Annotated in this window: 14 protein-coding genes and 1 pseudogene; all 15 read left to right on the forward strand. The window is 71.1% G+C overall.

Annotated features, from left to right (window positions below):
• Positions 1 to 1,130: pseudogene (locus ABZ396_RS32280) on the forward strand (glycosyl hydrolase); the annotation flags it as partial.
• Between the two features lie 388 nt (positions 1,131 to 1,518).
• Complete coding sequence (locus ABZ396_RS32285) at positions 1,519 to 2,700, forward strand: ROK family protein (RefSeq protein WP_358918432.1); 1,182 nt, start codon at positions 1,519 to 1,521, stop codon at positions 2,698 to 2,700.
• 88 nt (positions 2,701 to 2,788) lie between these two features.
• Positions 2,789 to 4,045 carry a Gfo/Idh/MocA family oxidoreductase gene (locus ABZ396_RS32290; protein WP_358918431.1) on the forward strand — a complete coding sequence of 419 codons (1,257 nt, stop codon included), beginning with the start codon at positions 2,789 to 2,791 and terminating at the stop codon, positions 4,043 to 4,045.
• 841 nt (positions 4,046 to 4,886) lie between these two features.
• Positions 4,887 to 6,398, forward strand: a complete 1,512-nt coding sequence (locus ABZ396_RS32295) for a sugar ABC transporter ATP-binding protein (protein WP_358918430.1) — start codon at positions 4,887 to 4,889, stop codon at positions 6,396 to 6,398.
• 35 nt (positions 6,399 to 6,433) lie between these two features.
• Positions 6,434 to 7,453, forward strand: a complete 1,020-nt coding sequence (locus ABZ396_RS32300) for an ABC transporter permease (RefSeq protein ID WP_358918507.1) — start codon at positions 6,434 to 6,436, stop codon at positions 7,451 to 7,453.
• A gap of 132 nt (positions 7,454 to 7,585) precedes the next feature.
• A complete protein-coding gene (locus ABZ396_RS32305; protein WP_358918429.1) occupies positions 7,586 to 8,650 on the forward strand; it encodes a substrate-binding domain-containing protein in 1,065 nt (354 codons plus the stop codon).
• Positions 8,651 to 8,691: 41 nt separating this feature from the next.
• On the forward strand, positions 8,692 to 9,495 hold the full coding sequence (locus ABZ396_RS32310) for a ThuA domain-containing protein (RefSeq protein WP_359186517.1): 804 nt from the start codon (positions 8,692 to 8,694) through the stop codon (positions 9,493 to 9,495).
• A 99-nt stretch (positions 9,496 to 9,594) separates the two neighbouring features.
• Positions 9,595 to 10,308 (forward strand): hypothetical protein, encoded by a 714-nt coding sequence (locus ABZ396_RS32315; protein WP_358918427.1) that lies wholly within the window; start codon positions 9,595 to 9,597, stop codon positions 10,306 to 10,308.
• 74 nt (positions 10,309 to 10,382) lie between these two features.
• A complete protein-coding gene (locus ABZ396_RS32320; protein ID WP_358918426.1) occupies positions 10,383 to 11,549 on the forward strand; it encodes an inositol-3-phosphate synthase in 1,167 nt (388 codons plus the stop codon).
• Positions 11,550 to 11,650: 101 nt separating this feature from the next.
• Positions 11,651 to 12,568 carry an SCO3242 family prenyltransferase gene (locus ABZ396_RS32325; protein ID WP_358918425.1) on the forward strand — a complete coding sequence of 306 codons (918 nt, stop codon included), beginning with the start codon at positions 11,651 to 11,653 and terminating at the stop codon, positions 12,566 to 12,568.
• Entirely contained in the window at positions 12,565 to 13,464 is a 900-nt protein-coding gene (locus tag ABZ396_RS32330) for a sugar phosphate isomerase/epimerase family protein (RefSeq protein WP_358918424.1), read from the forward strand. Before ABZ396_RS32325 ends, ABZ396_RS32330 begins: the two co-directional genes overlap by 4 nt.
• Complete coding sequence (locus ABZ396_RS32335) at positions 13,461 to 14,153, forward strand: EboA domain-containing protein (RefSeq protein WP_358918423.1); 693 nt, start codon at positions 13,461 to 13,463, stop codon at positions 14,151 to 14,153. The genes ABZ396_RS32330 and ABZ396_RS32335 overlap by 4 nt, the downstream gene beginning before the upstream one ends.
• On the forward strand, positions 14,153 to 15,019 hold the full coding sequence (locus tag ABZ396_RS32340; RefSeq protein WP_358918422.1) for a TatD family hydrolase: 867 nt from the start codon (positions 14,153 to 14,155) through the stop codon (positions 15,017 to 15,019). Before ABZ396_RS32335 ends, ABZ396_RS32340 begins: the two co-directional genes overlap by 1 nt.
• Before the next feature lie 2 nt (positions 15,020 to 15,021).
• A complete protein-coding gene (gene eboE, locus ABZ396_RS32345) occupies positions 15,022 to 16,188 on the forward strand; it encodes a metabolite traffic protein EboE (protein WP_358918421.1) in 1,167 nt (388 codons plus the stop codon).
• Entirely contained in the window at positions 16,185 to 17,582 is a 1,398-nt protein-coding gene (locus tag ABZ396_RS32350) for a nucleotide pyrophosphatase/phosphodiesterase family protein (protein WP_358918420.1), read from the forward strand. The genes eboE and ABZ396_RS32350 overlap by 4 nt, the downstream gene beginning before the upstream one ends.
• The last annotated feature ends 6 nt before the right edge of the window (positions 17,583 to 17,588 follow it).

Raw genomic sequence — 17,588 nt, forward strand, 5'->3', positions numbered from 1 at the left:
CGAAGGACACCACCGCGCCGGACACGTCGGCGTCGGTGTCGGGTACCAAGGATGCCTCGGGGAACTACGTCGACAGTGCGACGGTGACGGTGTCGGCCTCCGACTCCGGTTCTGGCGTGGCCAGGACCGAGTACTCGCTCGACAGTGGGGCGTACGCGGACTACACCGCGCCGGTGCAGGTGAACAGTGTGGGTCAGCATTCGGTGTCGTACCGGGCGACGGACAAGGCGGGGAACACCTCCGCGGTGAAGTCGGTGTCGTTCACGGTCGTCGCGGCCCCGCCGCAGGACACCACCCCGCCGGACACGTCGGCGTCGGTGTCGGGGACCAAGGACGCCTCGGGGAACTACGTCGACAGTGCGACGGTGACGGTGTCGGCCTCCGACTCCGGTTCTGGCGTGGCCAGGACCGAGTACTCGCTCGACAGTGGGGCGTACGCGGACTACACCGCGCCGGTGCAGGTCAACGGTGTCGGTCGGCATACGGTGTCGTACCGGGCGACGGACAAGGCCGGTAACACCTCCGCGGTGCAGTCGGTGTCGTTCACGGTCGTCGCGGCTCCGCCGCAGGACACCACCCCGCCGCAGGTGTCGGCCTCCGTCTCGGGGACGAAGGACACGTCCGGCAACTACGTCGGCAGCGCGACCGTGACGGTGACCGCATCGGACTCCGGTTCCGGCGTGGACAAGGTCGAGTACTCGCTCGACGGCGGCCCCTACCTGCCGTACACCGAGCCGGTGGCAGTGAACCGGGCGGGGAGCCACACCTTCCTGTACCGGGCCACCGACAAGGCCGGCAACACCTCCACGGCCAAGTCGCTGTCCCTCAGCGTCGTCGACAGCAAGCCGCCCACCAACTGCCCTGAGACGGACGGCCGTTCCACGGTGTTCGTCGGCTCGATCAACACGGGCATCCCCAACCGCGTCACGACGAACGGCTGCACCATCAACGAGCTGATCGAGGATCACGCCGCCTGGACCAGTCACGGCGCGTTCGTCTCGCACGTCGAGAAGATCGTCGCGACGCTCCGGAAGGAGGGGGCCGTCGACCAACGAGAGGCGGGTCAGATCAAGAAGGCCGCCGGACGTTCCGACGTGGGCAAGCCGCACACCAATGGTGTGCAGCGGTGAGGTGACGGCGGGGACGGCGGTCCCCGCCTGATCCGTAAGGGCTCGGCGGTACTGAACGTCTGCCACAGCCTCACGGACGACTCGACAGCACAGCAGCAGGGCCCGATGGGGTGGAGCCGGCCGGCTCCACCCCATCGGGCCCTGCTCGTTTTCTCGGCTGCCGCCAGGACCTGTCCGGCGAAGCGCAGGGCGGACGCAGGGCCCGGCACGCGCATCGGCAGCGGGGCTTGAAACGGGCTTTGTCCACTGTGAGATGAAAGTACAACCAACTACTGCACAAGTTCTTTCGTGTTCGGCACCACGGTGCTACGGTCCTCTTGAAAGTCGCGCCCAGAGTGCCGGGTGTGCGCACGGCTTCGTCGATGACGGGAGGGGCGGCGTGAGGCGTATGACGGCTCGGCCGGCCAATGTCCACCAGGCCAGGCTGCTTCGCCTACTGCGCGACCTCGGTCCGCAGTCCCGGGTCGCTCTGGGCGATCAGGTCGAACTGTCGCGTTCCAAGCTCGCCGTCGAGATCGAACGGCTGCTGGAGACGGGCCTCGTCGTCCAGGACGGTCTCGCCGCTTCCCGAGGCGGCCGCCGCTCGCACAACCTCCGGATAGCCCCCTCGCTGCGCTTCCTCGGCGTGGACATCGGTGCCACCTCCGTGGACGCCGCGGTCACCAACGCGGAGTTGGAGGTGCTCGGCCACCTGTCCGAGCCGCTGGACGTGCGTGAGGGTCCGGTCGCCGTGTTCGAGCGGGTGCTCGCCCTGGCCGCCAAGCTGCGCGAGGCCGGGCTCGCGGAGCACTTCGACGGCGCCGGGATCGGCGTGCCGGGACCTGTCCGGTTTCCTGACGGGGTCCCCGTCGCACCGCCGATCATGCCCGGCTGGGACGGCTTCCCCGTCCGCGAGGCGCTGAGCCAGGAGCTCGGCTGCCCCGTCCTCGTCGACAACGACGTGAACCTGATGGCCCTGGGCGAGCAGCAGGCCGGTGTCGCCCGTTCCGTACGCGACTTCCTGTGCGTCAAGGTCGGCACCGGCATCGGCTGCGGCATCGTGGTCGGCGGCGAGGTCCACCGGGGCGTCACCGGAAGTGCCGGCGACATCGGCCACATCCAGGTGGACCCGGAAGGGCCCCCGTGCGCCTGCGGCAACATCGGTTGCCTGGAAGCGCACTTCGGCGGCAACGCCCTGGTGCGCGACGCGACCATGCTCGCCGAGGCGGGGCGCTCGGCGCAGTTGGCCGGGCGACTCGAGGCGACGGGGCGGCTGACCCCTGAGGACGTGTCGGCAGCCGCCGGCGCCGGGGACGCCGCGTGCCTGGAACTGATCCGCCTCGGTGGAACCCGTACCGGTCACGTCATCGCGGGCCTGGTCAGTTTCTTCAACCCCGGCATGGTGGTCATCGGTGGAGGTCTCACCGGGCTGGGGCACACCCTCTTGGCGAGCATCCGCACCCAGGTCTACCGGCAGTCCCTGCCGTTGGCGACCGGCAACCTGCCGATCGTCCTCGGCGAGCTCGGCCAGGTCGCAGGCGTCATCGGCGCCACCCGACTGATCAGCGACCACATCTTCTCACCGGCCTGACGCGCCCGCGCGGCCGGAATCCGTTCCCGCGAACGGACGCTTTCCCGCGTCCGTTCCTCGCGCCCACACGCATCCTTCAGGAGCGCCTATGGACAGTCAGAACGGCTCGCCCGCGATCGGGGTGGGCATGGTCGGATACGCCTTCATGGGCCGCGCACACTCACATGCCTGGCGTACCGTCGCGTGTGCGTTCGATCTGCCCATGCGCCCGGTCATGGCCGCCCTCGCCGGGCGCGAGCAGGCGGCGTTGGAAGAGGCGGCCCGGCGTCAGGTCTGGGCCGCCACCGAGACCGACTGGCGGGCCTTGATCGCCCGCTCCGACGTTCAGTTGGTGGACATCTGCACCCCGGGCTCCAGTCACGCCGAGATCGCGATCGCGGCGCTGGAGGCCGGTAAGCACGTGTTGTGCGAGAAGCCGCTCGCCAACAGTGTCGAGGAGGCGGAGGCGATGGCCGCCGCCGCCGCCGCCGCCTCGCGGCGCGGCGTGCGCTCCATGGTGGGGTTCAGCTATCGGCGCACACCTGCGCTCGCCCTCGCCCGTCGGCTGATCGCCGAGGGCCGCCTCGGCAGCCTGCGACACGTACGCGCACAGTATCTGCAGGACTGGATCGTCGATCCGGGGTTCCCGCTGGTGTGGCGGCTGCAGCGGGAGCACGCAGGCTCCGGCGCGCTGGGCGACCTCGGCGCCCACATCGTCGACCTCGCCCAGTATCTCGTCGGGGAGCAGCTGTCGGGAGTGTCCGCCCTGACCGAGACCTTCGTCCGCGAACGTCCGCTGCCAGCGGTGTCCTCCGGGCTCGCGGCCGTCGTCGACGGGGCGGCGCCGCGCGGCCCCGTCACGGTGGACGACGCAGCGTTGTTCACCGGCCGGTTTCCCGGCGGTGCCGTCGCGTCCTTCGAGGCCACGCGGGTCGCCGCCGGCCGGAAGAACGCGCTGCGCATCGAGATCAACGGCGACCGCGGCAGCATCGCCTTCGATCTGGAGCGCCTCAACGAACTGGCCTTCCACGACCACACCGAGGCGGCCGCGACAGCGGGCTTCCGGCGCATCCTGGTCACCGAACCCGACCATCCCTATCTCGAGGGGTGGTGGCCGGCGGGTCACGGACTCGGCTACGACCACACCTTTGTGCACCAGGTGCGCGATCTGATGCAGGCGATCATCGAGAACCGGGACCCCGAGCCGTCCTTCGCCGACGGGCTGCAGGTACAGCGGGTGCTGGCCGCGGTGGAGCACAGCGCCGCGAACAGCAGCGTATGGACGCCCGTCGCGCCCGAGAAGGTCACGCAAGAGAGTCCGCCGCTTCCGTCCGGAACCGACGATCCCCTCGCGGTCGCTCCCTGACCGAGCTCCGCGAACCCGGCCGCCCCACGGCCCCACGGACGCCGCACCACCGCGTAGCCGGACGCAAGCAACCGATGTTCACGCCCCGTCCACGAAAAGGAGGATTCCAAGGAAGCTCCTGGTGGAAATCCGACCGGTCGAACAACTCTCATTACCCGGCCGAAAAGGCCGGAGTCGCCCCACCGCTGTCAGCGCCAGGGCAGTCGCCGGTAATTCCGGGGTGCATTCGACCATGCGCTCCGGTAATACCCGTCTGCCTCGGTGCGGGGTTCGCGCGCCCCTTCGCGTGAGGGGTCCCGCAAGTTGTCGGGCGCATGGCCTGCCAACCCTCGTCGAACTCAAGTTCCCCAAGGCCAGAGGCAGTCGGGCCGACGATCCGGCATCCCGCCGCGCCGATGAACGGATACCAAGTCCCCGATATTCCAGCCGTGTGCCGGCACCGTGCGCCCAAAACTGTTACACCAGTTGCCGCTTCCGGCCACGAAGTGCCCGAGCGGTTCGCGAACCCTTTTCAAACAACGCTGTAAGAACTACCTTCCTCTCAGTCCGCCGCGCGACAAGAAGCGGCCTGTTGCGGAAAACCTGCACGGACGCACGCCGCCATCGGGAAACTTCCGACCGTAACCACAGCAGTTCCTCACCACAAGGAAAACCGCCAGGGATCCACGACCGGCCCCGGCCGGATCCCGGGACCCCCGCCCCACGACACGCGGGACCCCTCGGGAGCCTCGTCACAGAGGTCGTCCGCGAGGAACCAACTGATCAGTGGGATCGACAAGTTGACAATCCGCCACTTCGCCCCGAGAGGGGGGGCGGCGGACATCGCATCTGAGGGAGACCCATGAGTGCCCCGCTGCTCGAGATGCAAGGCGTCGTCAAGGAGTTCCCCGGCGTCCGGGCGCTCGACGGTGTCGACCTCGACGTGGTCGCCGGAGAAGTGCACTGCCTGCTGGGCCAGAACGGCGCGGGTAAATCGACACTCATCAAGGTCCTGGCCGGCGCCCACCAGCCCGACGAGGGACACATCGCCTGGGAGGGCGAACCGGTGACACTCGCGACGCCGACGGCCGCCATGCGCCACGGGATCGCCACCATCTACCAGGAACTCGACCTGGCCGACGGCCTGTCGGTGGCGGAGAACATCTACCTGGGGCACGAGCAGTCCCGACTGGGGTTCACCCAGCGCTCGCGGATGCACGACGCCGCCCGGCAGCTCCTGCGCAGACTCGGGCACCCGGAGATCCGTGTCACGCGTGAGGTGGGCGAGCTCTCCGCGGCCGGCAAGCAACTCGTCTCCATGGCACGCGCTCTCTCGCACGACGCGCGGCTCATCATCATGGACGAGCCCTCCGCCGTCCTCGCCCATGACGAGGTGGACAACCTCTTCCGCATCATCGGCGACCTCACCGCCGCCGGCGTGGCCGTCGTGTACATCTCCCATCGCATGGAGGAGATCCGCCGGATCGGGGATCGCGTCACCGTCCTGAAGGACGGCCGCACGGTCGCCCGGGGGCTGCCCGCACGCACCACCCCGACCTCCGAGTTGGTCTCGCTGATGACCGGCCGCACCGTCGAGTACGTCTTCCCGTCGAGACCGAAGACGCCTGGCCCGGAGAAGCGGCCGGTGCTGCTGGAGGTCGACGACATCAGTCGCCCGGGGGAGTTCCAGAACGTCTCCTTCACCGTCCGGGCCGGCGAGATCGTCGGGCTGGCGGGCCTGGTCGGCTCCGGCCGCTCGGAGATCCTCGAAACGGTTTACGGAGCGCGGCGTCCGGCCTCCGGGCGCATCAGCGTGACAGGATCCGCCCTACGGCCCGGCAGTGTCACCGCCGCCGTCCGGGCGGGCCTCGGGCTCGCCCCGGAGGAACGCAAGAGCCAGGCGCTGTTCATGCACTCCTCTATCGCCCACAACGTGTCCATGTCCTCGCTGCGGCGGTTCTCCCGCGCCGGGTTCCTCGACGCCCGCAACGAACTGGCCGCGACGACGGAGGCGGTCCGCAAGCTGGACCTGCGGCCGCCCGATCCGACCCGGCCGGTGCGCACCCTCTCCGGCGGCAACCAGCAGAAGGCCGTCGTCGCGCGCTGGCTGCTCACCGACTGCCGGCTCCTGCTGCTGGACGAGCCCACTCGCGGCGTCGACGTCGGGGCACGGGCGGAGCTCTACCAGCTCATCCGGCGGCTCGCGGATTCAGGAGTCGGCGTGCTCCTCGTCTCCAGTGAGGTGCCCGAGGTCCTCGGCCTCGCCGACCGCGTTCTCGTCATGCGCGAAGGGCGGGTGGTCCGTGAGGCCGGCGCCCTCGACCTCGACGAATCGAAAGTGCTCGACCTCGTCATGGAAGGGAGCTCCGCGTGAGCCAGCAGACCAGTCCCCCGGGCGGGAGCGGTCCGCTGCCCGCCACCGGCCAGGCATCGCCGGCCGGATCCGTCCGGCAGACCGCGCCCCCGGGCAAGGGCAGCAGACCAGCCTTCCTCGGACACATGGGCAGGGTGCGCAACCTCGGCCTGTTCGTCGTCCTCGTCCTGCTGTGCGTCATCGGTGCGCTGAGCTCGGACAACTTCGCGACCAGCCAGAACGCCCTGGTCATCCTCACGAGCGCGGCCGTCATCGGGGTCATCACGATCGGTCAGACCTTCGTCATCATCGGCGGCGGCATCGACCTGTCCGTCGGCGCGATCGTGGCGCTCGCGTCCGTATGGTGCACCACCGTGGCCACCCAGTCCTACGGGCTCGGCGGCATGATCTTCTGCGCGCTCGCCGTGGGCGCGGTCGTCGGCCTCATCAACGGCCTGATCATCGCCTACGGCAACATTGTGGCGTTCATCACCACGATCGCCATGATGGCGAGCGCCCGCGGACTGGCCGAGCGGATCTCCGACCGGCAGTCCCAGGTGGTCACGGTCGAGTCGTTCAACTCCATCGCCTCCACCCGGTTTCTCGGCATTCCGCTGCTGGTCTACATCCTGGCGCTGGCCGTGCTCGTCGGCTGGGTGCTCCTCAACCGCACCACCTTCGGCCGCCGGACGTTCGCCATCGGCGGCAACCAGGAGGCCGCGCGCCTCGCCGGCCTCAACGTGCGCCGTCACACCGTGGTGCTGTACGTGCTCTCGGGCCTGTGCTGCGGCATCGCCGCGATCATGCTGACCGCGCGGACCACATCCGGGGCCAGCAACCTCGGCGACCTGTACGAACTGGACTCGATCGCCGCGGTGATCATCGGCGGAACCCTGCTGACCGGCGGCCGCGGCTCGCTTGTCGGCTCGATCCTGGGCGTGCTCGTGTTCACCACGATCACCAACATCTTTGTGCTCAACAACCTGACGACCGACATCCAGCAGATCGCCAAGGGCCTGATCATCGTCGCGGCCGTGCTGATCCAGCGCCGCGGCCGGAGAACCGCCACCCCGTAGCAACGGCGCGGACGGCGACTCACCCCCGCTGTCGCCGCCCGCGCCGCCCCCGGCCCAGCCGCGCGGCACGTCCGCATCGACCACGGCAGGCACGACCCAGGCAGGACCCCCGTGACTGGAAGGACTAGCGAGATGGACAAGGGCGGACTCGGCGGACCGGACCGCAGAAGGTTTCTCCTCGGTGGCGCGGTACTCGGCGGCGGAGCCCTGGTTGCCGGCTGCACCAGCAACCAGAGCGGCGCCTCCACGGGCGACGTCAAGGCGGCGACCATGGCCGGCACCGACAACGACAAGCCAGGCAGGCACGTGTCGATCGGGTTCTCGGCGCCGGCTGCCGACCACGGCTGGATGGCGGCCATCACCAAGAACGCCATGGCGCAGGCGAAGCAGTACTCCGACGTGCACTTCGAGGCCGTCGAGGGCACCAACGACGTCAACGCGCAGATCAGCCAGGTCCAGACGCTGATCGGCAAGAAAGTGGACGTCCTGGTGATCCTGCCCTTCGACGGCAAGGCGCTGACCGCCGTGGCCCAACAGGCGATGGACGCGGGCATCCCCGTCATCAACGTCGACCGTGTCTTCGGCACACCCCTCGCGTATCGGGCATGGGTCGGCGGCGACAACTTCGGCATGGGCCTCAACGCCGGCCTCTACATCGGCAAGACCCTCAAGGCCAAGGGTGTCTCCGCGCCCGTGATCGGCGAGATCGCCGGTATCGACAACCTCGAACTCACCAAGCAGCGCAGCGCCGGGTTCAAGCAGGGTCTGGCCAAGTACGGCTTCACCGTGGGGATCCGGCAGGCCGCCAACTTCACCGCGGACTCGGGCCAGCAGGTGATGAGCAACGTACTGCAGGCACGCTCGCACCTCGACGCGCTGTGGAACCACGACGACGACCAGGGCATCGGCGTCGAGGCAGCCATCAAGCAGGCCAACCGAAGCGAGTTCTTCATGGTCGGCGGCGCCGGCTCCAAGCACGCCATGCAGGAGATCAAGGCCGACAACTCCGTGCTCAAGGCCACGGTCGTCTACCCGTCGAACATGTCTGCCTCGGCAGTCAAGCTCGCCCGGCTCATCGCCCAGCACAAGGGCATGAGCGACCTCGTCGGGCAGGACCTGCCGTCCTCGCTGACCCTGTTCTCCGCCACCGTCACAAAGGAGAACGTCGACCAGTACCTTCCCGGCGCCTTCAGCTGACGCAGCACCCATCGTTCCCGGAATTTCGTCACGAAAGGTTGATGATGTCCCGTAGAGGTATCGTCGCGCTGCTGTCGGCAGCCGCTCTGACCCTCCCACTCGCAGCCGCCAGCGCCGCCGTGGCACACGGCGCAGCACCGGCGTTCAGGGTGCTGGTGTTCTCCAAGACCACCGGCTACCGGCACGCCTCCATCCCCGACGGGATCGCGGCGATCGAGAAGCTCGGCCAGGACCACGGCTTCGCGGTCGAGGCGACCGAGGATGCCACCCAGTTCAACGACGCCAACCTGGCCAAGTACAAGTCGGTCGTCTTTCTCTCCACCACGGGCGACCCGTTGGACCAGCAGTCCGAGAAGGACGCCTTCCAGCGCTACATCGAGCACGGCGGCGGCTTCGTCGGTATCCACGCCGCCGCCGACTCCGGCTACACCTGGGCCTGGTACGGCGGCCTGGTCGGCGCGTACTTCAGGGACCACCCGGCGATCCAGCAGGCGACCGTGGACGTCGCGGGCCAGGGCACCGCGGCCACCAGGAACCTGCCGAACCGCTGGACCCGCACCGACGAGTGGTACAACTACCGCTCCAACCCCCGCCCCAACGCGCGTGTCCTGGCCACGTTGGACGAGAGGACATACAACCCAGTCGGCTACTCCGGCGGCTCGATGGGCGCGGACCACCCCATCTCGTGGTGCCACCCGTACGACGGCGGCCGGTCCTTCTACACCGGCATGGGCCACACGTCGGAGAGCTACACCGAGCCGCTGTTCCTGTCGCACATCCTCGGCGGCATCAAGATGACGGCCGGTGCGGCGAAGTTCAACTGCGACCCGGAAAACACCGACTGACCGGCGGTGACGGACCCCGGCGCGCCCGCAGTCCGAACGGGCGCGCCGGGGCAGCGGTTCCCGCCCGCCCGTCGGCACCGCACAGCGAAAGGACCCACCTTGCCGTCGTCAACGACCGCGCGCAGCCTCACCGCACCGGTGAACCCGGACGCCGCCGCCCGCGGATCCTTCCGCCACGGGCTGCTCGCCGGCGCCGGCGCCGTCCTCGGGCTCGTCCTACTGGCGGGCCTGGTGGCAGGCCTGGTGGCGGCGGGGCGTACGGCCTCTACCGACCCGACCCGGCAGCTCGCCGACCGTATCCGCGCACAGGACGCCGCCCGCAACACCCAGCAGGTCAAGGCGCTCACCGCACAGGCGAGGAGCCTCGCCACGCGGCTCACTCCGGTGCTCCGGCAGATGGAGGCGGCCATGCCGCACGAAGGCCGCGCTCCCCGGCCCGCGGGGGCCGCGGAGGTCGGCCGGTGGAAGGCGGTGACTTCCGCAGCCGTCGCGGCCCTTGCCCACCCCCCATCCGGCGACACCGGCTACAACGTGGCCCGTTCCGACTTCGCCGCAGCCGTCCGCGTGCTCGACGGCGCCGTGGACTCCTATCGGCTGGCCCTCGGGGCGCCCCCGTCACTGGCGAACCGGCTCGCCGCCGCAGCAGCCTCGCAGAGGGATCAGGGCGTCGACGTCTGGTCGATCGGGGCCACCGAACTCGATGCGATCGACATCGAAGCCGGCTTGGGTCACCAGCACGTTTTCTTGCAGGTGACCCCCGACGGCCAGGCCCTGACCCCGGACGACCAGCCGGAGGGGAGCGGAAGCAGGTGACAGGGGACGGCGACATCGACAGCGAGGAACGAGGCGGCCGGGCGCGACGGCGCCCGGCCGATGGAGGTGACGAGATGTCAGATCAACGCAGTCGCACGGGTATCTGGTTGGCGGGGGCGCGCGGATCGGTGGCCACAACGGTCGTCGTCGGCACGGCAGCGTTGCGGGCCGGGCTGGCCGGGCCGACCGGATGCGTCACCGAGCAGCCGGGGTTCCCCGACGCCGGCCTGCCCGCCGTGTCCGACCTGGTCTTCGGGGGGCACGACGTGGCCTGCACGCCGCTGCCGAAGCGGGCCGAGCAGTTGGTCGCGGCCGGGGTGCTTCCCCACGGGCTGCCCGCTCTCGTCCATGACGACCTGGCCGCCGCCGACGCCGAGATACGCCCGGCCCCTCTCCCGGGCCCGGGCATGAGCCAGTTGGACGCGGTCGAAACGATACGTGCCGACATCGACGCTTTCCGTGAGCGGCACGGCCTCGCACGGGTGGTCGTCGTCAACGTGGCCTCGACCGAACCGGTTCTCCCGGCGCACCCGGCGCACACCTCGGCCGGGGCCCTGCGCGCCGCGCTCGCCGCCGGTGAGAACGTACTGCCGCCCAGTTCCCTGTACGCCCTGGCCGCGGTCACGGCCGGGTGCGCCCACGTCGACTTCACGCCGTCCACCGGCATGCGGATCCCGGCACTGCAGGAACTGGCCGAGGAAGCCGGCCTGCCGTACGCCGGAAGCGACGGCAAGACCGGGGAGACCCTGCTCAAGGCCACCCTCGGACCCATGTTCGCCGCCCGGGGCCTGCTGGTGCGGGCCTGGTCCGGCACCAACCTGCTCGGCGGCGGCGACGGGGAGACGCTCGCCGATCCGGCCGCGATGGCCAGCAAGGCGGTCTCCAAGCAGCTGGTGCTCCCGGAGACGCTGGGCCACCCGGTCGAGGGCGAGGTCCACATCGACTACGTGCCCTCCCTCGGCGACTGGAAGACCGCCTGGGACCACGTGGTGTTCGAGGGCTTCCTGGGTGTGCGGATGAATCTGCAGTTCACCTGGGCCGGTTGTGACTCGGCGCTGGCCGCGCCCCTGGTGCTCGACCTCGCCCGGCTGACGACCCGCGCCCACGAGCGGGGGATCTCCGGCCCCCTCGGCGAACTCGCCTTCTTCTTCAAGGCCCCCGTCGGCAGCGACGAGCACGCCCTCATGAGCCAGTACGAGACGCTGCGGACCTTCGCCGCCGGGCTCGGGGGTGGTCAGTGATCCGCCCGTACGCGCTCCGGCTCGGCCCGCGCCCCGTCCAGCGAGCAGGCGGGGATGCGGGGTCGCGCAACGGCCCGGCCGGGGCTTCGCATCCCGGATCTGTGTCCTCCGCGTCCGCTCCGGCCGCAACGCCCTCGCCCGGCCGACGCCTGCGGGTCCTGGCCGAACTGGTGCGCGCCCCGGCCGCGTTCACCGTGCCGGGGGACGTCCTGGCGGGAGCGGCCGCCGCGGGCCGTCGCCCCGACATGTCCGTGGCAGGTCTGGCCGCCTCCTCGGTCTGCCTGTACTGGGCCGGGATGGCGCTCAACGACTGGGCCGACCGCGACCTGGACGCCGTTGAACGCCCCGAGCGGCCGATCCCCTCCGGCCGGGTGGCCGCACCCGTCGCCCTGGGCACCGCCGTGGCCCTGACCGCGGTCGCCCTCGGCTTGGCCGCGGCCGCCGAAGGCCGTCGCGCGCTGACGGTCGCCGTGCCGCTCGCGGCGACCGTCTGGGGGTACGACCTGTGGGCCAAATCCCGTCCGGCGGGTCCCGCGGTGATGGCAGCCGCCCGGGGACTCGACGTCCTGCTCGGCGCCGGCGCGGGCCGGCTGCGGCCCGCCCTTCCGGCGGCCGCAATCGTCGCCGGGCACACCCTCGCCGTCACCGCGCTCAGCCGCGCCGAGGTCACGGGCGCGGAACCGTGGCTGCCCCGGGTGACACTCGCCGCCACCGGAGCCGCCGCAGCCGCAACGGCGCTCCGCGCCCGCCCGGCCCGGCAGGGCACAAGCTGCCGGCACCAACTGGCCGTTGCGGGCGGGCTCGCCGCGTACGGCGCAACGGCCGGCCGCGCTCAGGTGCACGCCATCGCCGATCCTTCGCCGGGAAAGGTCCGCAGGGCCGTCGGCGCGGGGATCCTCGGCCTGATGCCGCTTCAGGCCGCGCTCACCGCGGGCGCGGGCGCGGTCCGCTCCGCACTTCCGCTCGCCGCGGCCTTTCCGCTGGCCCGAGCCCTCTCCAGGCGGGTGTCCCCGACATGACCGAACCCCTGCGGCGCGACAACAGGTCCGCCGAGCCCGTCCTGTGCTACGGGTTCGGCACCAACGGCTTCTCCAACCACCGGCTGGAGGACGCGCTCACCGTCATCGCCGGACTCGGCTACGACGGCGTGGCGCTCACCCTCGACCACCACCACCTCGATCCCTTCGCGCCCGGCCTGGCCGCGCGGACGACGGCCCTCGCCCGGCGGCTGGACGCTCTCGGGCTCAGCGTGGTGATCGAGACCGGGGCCCGCTACCTGCTCGACCCCTGGCACAAGCACGAGCCCACCCTGCTCTCGACCGAAGGACGAGAGCGCAGGGTGGACTTCCTGCGCCGGGCGGTGGCCGTCGGCGCCGACCTCGGCGCACAGGCCGTCTCCTTCTGGGCCGGTGTCAGGCCCGCGGAGCTCGACCCGGCAGCGGCCTGGGACCGGCTGGTCGCCGGATGCGCCGAGGTCGTCGAGGCCGCAGAGGAGGCGGGCGTCCTCCTCGGCTTCGAACCCGAACCGGGGATGCTCGTGGAGACCGTCGACGAGTACACCAGGTTGGCCGCGGCGCTCGGCGACCCGGTCCCGTTCGGCCTGACCCTCGACATCGGCCACTGCCGCTGCCTGGAACCCTACCCGGTGCCCGAGTGCGTGCGCCGGGCCGGGAACCGGTTGGTGAACGTGCAGATCGACGACATGCGCCGGGGTACGCACGAGCACCTGGAGTTCGGCAGTGGTGAGATCGTCTTCCCGCCCGTGCTCAGCGCCCTCGACGAGGTCGGCTACCGCGGGCTGGTCGCCGTCGAACTGCCCCGGCACAGCCACGACGCCCCGGGCGTGGCCCGCCGCTCCCTGGACTTCCTGCGGTCGTGTGACCCCGCGGTCCACCGTCAGGAGGAGATGGCATGACACCTGACCGCCTCAGAACCGCCTTGGCCGACCGGGTGACCGAGGAGGGCAGGATGTGGCTCGCCGGTGCGTGTGCCTCGGTGACCGCCGACCCCGGAGTCGTCCACGGCCTGTTCCCGCTGGCCGGACGCCGATGCGGACGTGGCCCGCTGGACCCCGGCGACCCGCATGGCTGGACGGTGGACGACGCGGCCCGCGCCCTGCTGCTGGCCGCGATGCCGTTGACCGGCACCCCTTTGCTGGAGGAGATCGGGGAGCTCTACCGGACCGGTGATGCGGCCGAACGGCGCGCCGTGCTGCGGGCCCTGCCGCTGCTGCCTGTCGGCGACGGCGCGCTGCCCCTGGTGCGCGACGCCCTGCGCACCAACGACACGCGGCTGATCGCGGCAGCCCTCGGCGACTACGCGACCGACCACCTGGACGCGGAAACCTACCGCCAGGGCGTGCTCAAATGCGTCTTCACCGGCATCCCGCTGACCGCGCTGCCGGGCCTGCCCGGCCGAGTGGACGTTCAACTGGCCCGCATGATGGCCGCGTTCGCCCATGAGCGGACCGCCGCAGGACGCGACGTGCCCGCCGACATCCGGCCGGTCCTCGCGCTCCTTGCGGACGTACCGGTGCCCGGCCACGGGGGCCCCGAGGACGTCCCCACCGCGACCACCGATCGCCTCAGCCCCCGGGAGACGTGATGCGTATCTTCGACCCGCACATCCACATGACCTCGCGCACCACTGCCGACTACGAGGCGATGCACGCGGCAGGCGTACGCGCCCTGGTGGAGCCCGCGTTCTGGCTCGGCCAGCCGCGCACCTCCGTGGGCAGTTTCCTGGACTACTTCGACTCCCTCATCGGCTGGGAGCCGTTCCGCGCCGCCCAGTTCGGCATCCGCCACCACTGCACCATCGCCCTCAACCCCAAGGAGGCCAACGACCCGCGCTGTGCGGAGGTGCTCCAGCACCTGCAGCGCTACCTGCCCAAGGACGGCGTGGTCGCCGTCGGCGAGATCGGCTACGACTCGATGACGCCCGAGGAGGACGAGGCGTTCGCCGCCCAACTGCAACTCGCGGTCATCCACGACTTGCCGGCGCTGGTCCACACCCCGCACCGCGACAAGGCCGCGGGCGTCGAGCGGACCCTCGCCGTGGTGAAGGAATCGGGGATCGCCCCGGAGCGCGTCGTCGTCGACCACCTCAACGAAGTCACGGTACGTCAGGTCATTGACTCGGGCTGCTGGATGGGGTTCTCCATCTATCCCGACACCAAGATGGACGAGCGTCGCATGGTCGCCGTGCTGCGCGAGTTCGGCACCGAGCGGATCCTGGTCAACTCGGCTGCGGACTGGGGGAGGAGCGACCCTCTGAAGACCCGGCTGACCGGGGACGCCATGCTCGCCGCGGGCTTCTCGCCCGACGACGTGGACACGGTCCTGTGGCGCAACCCCGTCGCCTTCTACGGGCAGAGCGGCAAGCTGGAGCTGGACGGCTCGGATGCGCTCGGTGCCGACGCCACTTACGAGGGCAACTCCGTGCTGCGCGGCGTCCGGGCGGAGGTGTAGCCGTGCGTCTGCTCCACCCCGACGGCACCGTCGTCCACCTCGCGTACTGCACCAACGTCCACCCCGCCGAGGACTTCGACGGGGTGCTCGCCCAACTGGCCCGTCACGCCGAGCCGGTACGCGAGCGGTTGGGTGTGCCCGTCCTCGGCCTGGGCCTGTGGCTGGCCCGCGACGCCGCGGCGGCCCTCGCCGCGGACGACGGCGCGGTCGGCAAGCTCCGCCGGGAGCTGACCGCTCGCGGCCTGGAGGTCGTCACCCTCAACGGCTTCCCCTACCGCGGCTTCCACGACCCCGTCGTCAAGCACGCCGTCTACCGGCCGGACTGGACCGCGCCCGACCGGTTGCACTACACCCTCGACCTCGCCCGCGTGCTCGCGGCACTGCTTCCCGACGACGCCGCGCACGGCAGCGTCTCCACCGTGCCGCTGGGCTGGCGGACGCCGTGGACGGCTCAGCAGGCGGAGGAGGCTGCCCGCGGGCTCGACACGCTGGCCGGCGGCCTGGCCGCCCTCGCCGGTGAGACGGGCCGGACGATCCGGGTCGGCCTGGAACCCGAGCCGGGCTGCGTCGTCGAGACCACCGCCGAGGCCGCTCGGCACCTCGCCCGCGTGGACACCGACCGCATCGGCATTTGCCTGGACGCCTGCCATCTGGCGGTCGGCTTCGAGGATCCGGTCGCCGCACTCGCCCGCCTGGACGGGGCCGGACTCCAGGTGGTCAAGACCCAGGCGTCCTGCGCCCTGCAGGCCGGCGACCCGTCTGATCCGGCAACGCGAGCGGCTCTGGCCGCCTTTGCCGAGCCGCGCTTCCTGCACCAGGTCCGGGAGCAAGGCGCTCCGCCCCGGGCCGTGGACGACCTGGACGCCGCCCTGGCCGGGGGGCTGCCGGGCCGCGAGCCCTGGCGGGTCCACTTTCACGTGCCTCTGCACGCCGACCCGGAGCCCCCGTTGACCACGACGCGCCCCGAGCTGGAGGCAACCCTCGCCGCCCTGCTCGGCGGGGACACCGCCCGCACCGCTCACGTGGAGGTCGAGACCTACACGTGGGGGGTGCTCCCCGAGGGCCGCCGACCGCGGGGTCCGGGGGCCCTCGCCGACGGCATCGCCGCCGAACTGGCCTTCACCCGCGACCACCTGATCTCTCTCGGCCTGAAGGAGGTCACCCTGTGAGCCCTGCCCCCCTGCTCGTCCTCGACGTGGTGGGCCTCACCCCCCGGCTGCTGGCCCACATGCCCCGCCTGCGCGCCCTGGGCGAGGCGGGCTTCACCTCACGCCTCGACACCGCGTTCCCCGCCGTCACCTGCACCGTGCAGTCCACACTGCTCACCGGGCAGCCCGCCACCGGCCACGGCATCGTCGGCAACGGCTGGTACTTCCGCGAGCTCGGCGAGGTGCTGCTGTGGCGGCAGCACAACGCGCTCGTCGGCGGGGAGAAGCTGTGGGACGCGGCGCGGCGCTCCCGTCCCGGCTACCGTGTCGCCAACATCTGCTGGTGGTACGCCATGGGCGCAGACGTCGACCTCACCGTCACCCCGCGGCCGATCTACTACTCCGACGGCCGCAAGGAGCCGGACTGCTACACCCACCCCCCGGGGCTGCACGACGAACTCACCGCCAAGCTCGGCACTTTCCCGCTGTTCACCTACTGGGGGCCGACCGCCTCCATCGCGTCCTCCCGATGGATCGTCGACGCCGCCCGGCACGTCGTCGCCACCCACGCCCCCGACCTCACCCTCGTCTACGTCCCCCACCTCGACTACGACCTGCAGCGCTACGGGCCCGACGATCCTCGCGCCGCCGCGGCGGCGGCCGAGGTCGACCGGGTCCTCGCCCCGCTGCTCGACGACGCCGCCGCGCGCTCGATCACCGTGGTCGCCCTCTCCGAGTACGGCATCACCAACGTCTCCAGGGCGGTGGACGTCAACCGCGTGCTGCGCCGGTCCGGGTTGCTGCACGTCCACGTCCAGGACGGCATGGAATACCTCGACCCGTGGACGTCGGCCGCCTTCGCCGTCGCCGACCATCAGGTCGCCCACGTCTACGTCGCCGACCCGGCCGACACCGAGCGCGTCCGCGAACTGCTGGCCGGCACCGACGGCGTGGCCGAAGTACTTACCGAGGCCGGCAAGAAGGCGTACGGCATCGACCACCCGCGTGCCGGGGACCTCGTCGCCGTCGCCGAGCCCGACTCGTGGTTCACCTATTACTACTGGCTCGACGACGACCGCGCCCCGGACTTCGCCCGACTGGTCGAGATCCACCGCAAGCCCGGCTACGACCCGGCCGAGCTGTTCATGGACCCGAAGGACCCCAAGGTCAAGCTGCGCGCTGCCGCCGCGCTGGCCCGAAAGAAGCTCGGGATGCGCTACCGCATGAGCGTCGTCCCCCTCGACCCGTCCCCGGTACGCGGCAGCCACGGCCGTCTGCCCGACCACCCCGACGACGGCCCCGTCCTCCTGTGCTCCCAACCCGACGAGGCGCGCGACCACTACGACGCGACCGAGGTCAAGGACCTGCTGCTGCGCCTGGCCGAGATCCCTCCGAGTGCCTCCCCGACTCCCTGACCGCCC

This window comes from Streptomyces sp. NPDC005866, assembly GCF_040629895.1.
GTDB lineage: Bacteria > Actinomycetota > Actinomycetes > Streptomycetales > Streptomycetaceae > Streptomyces.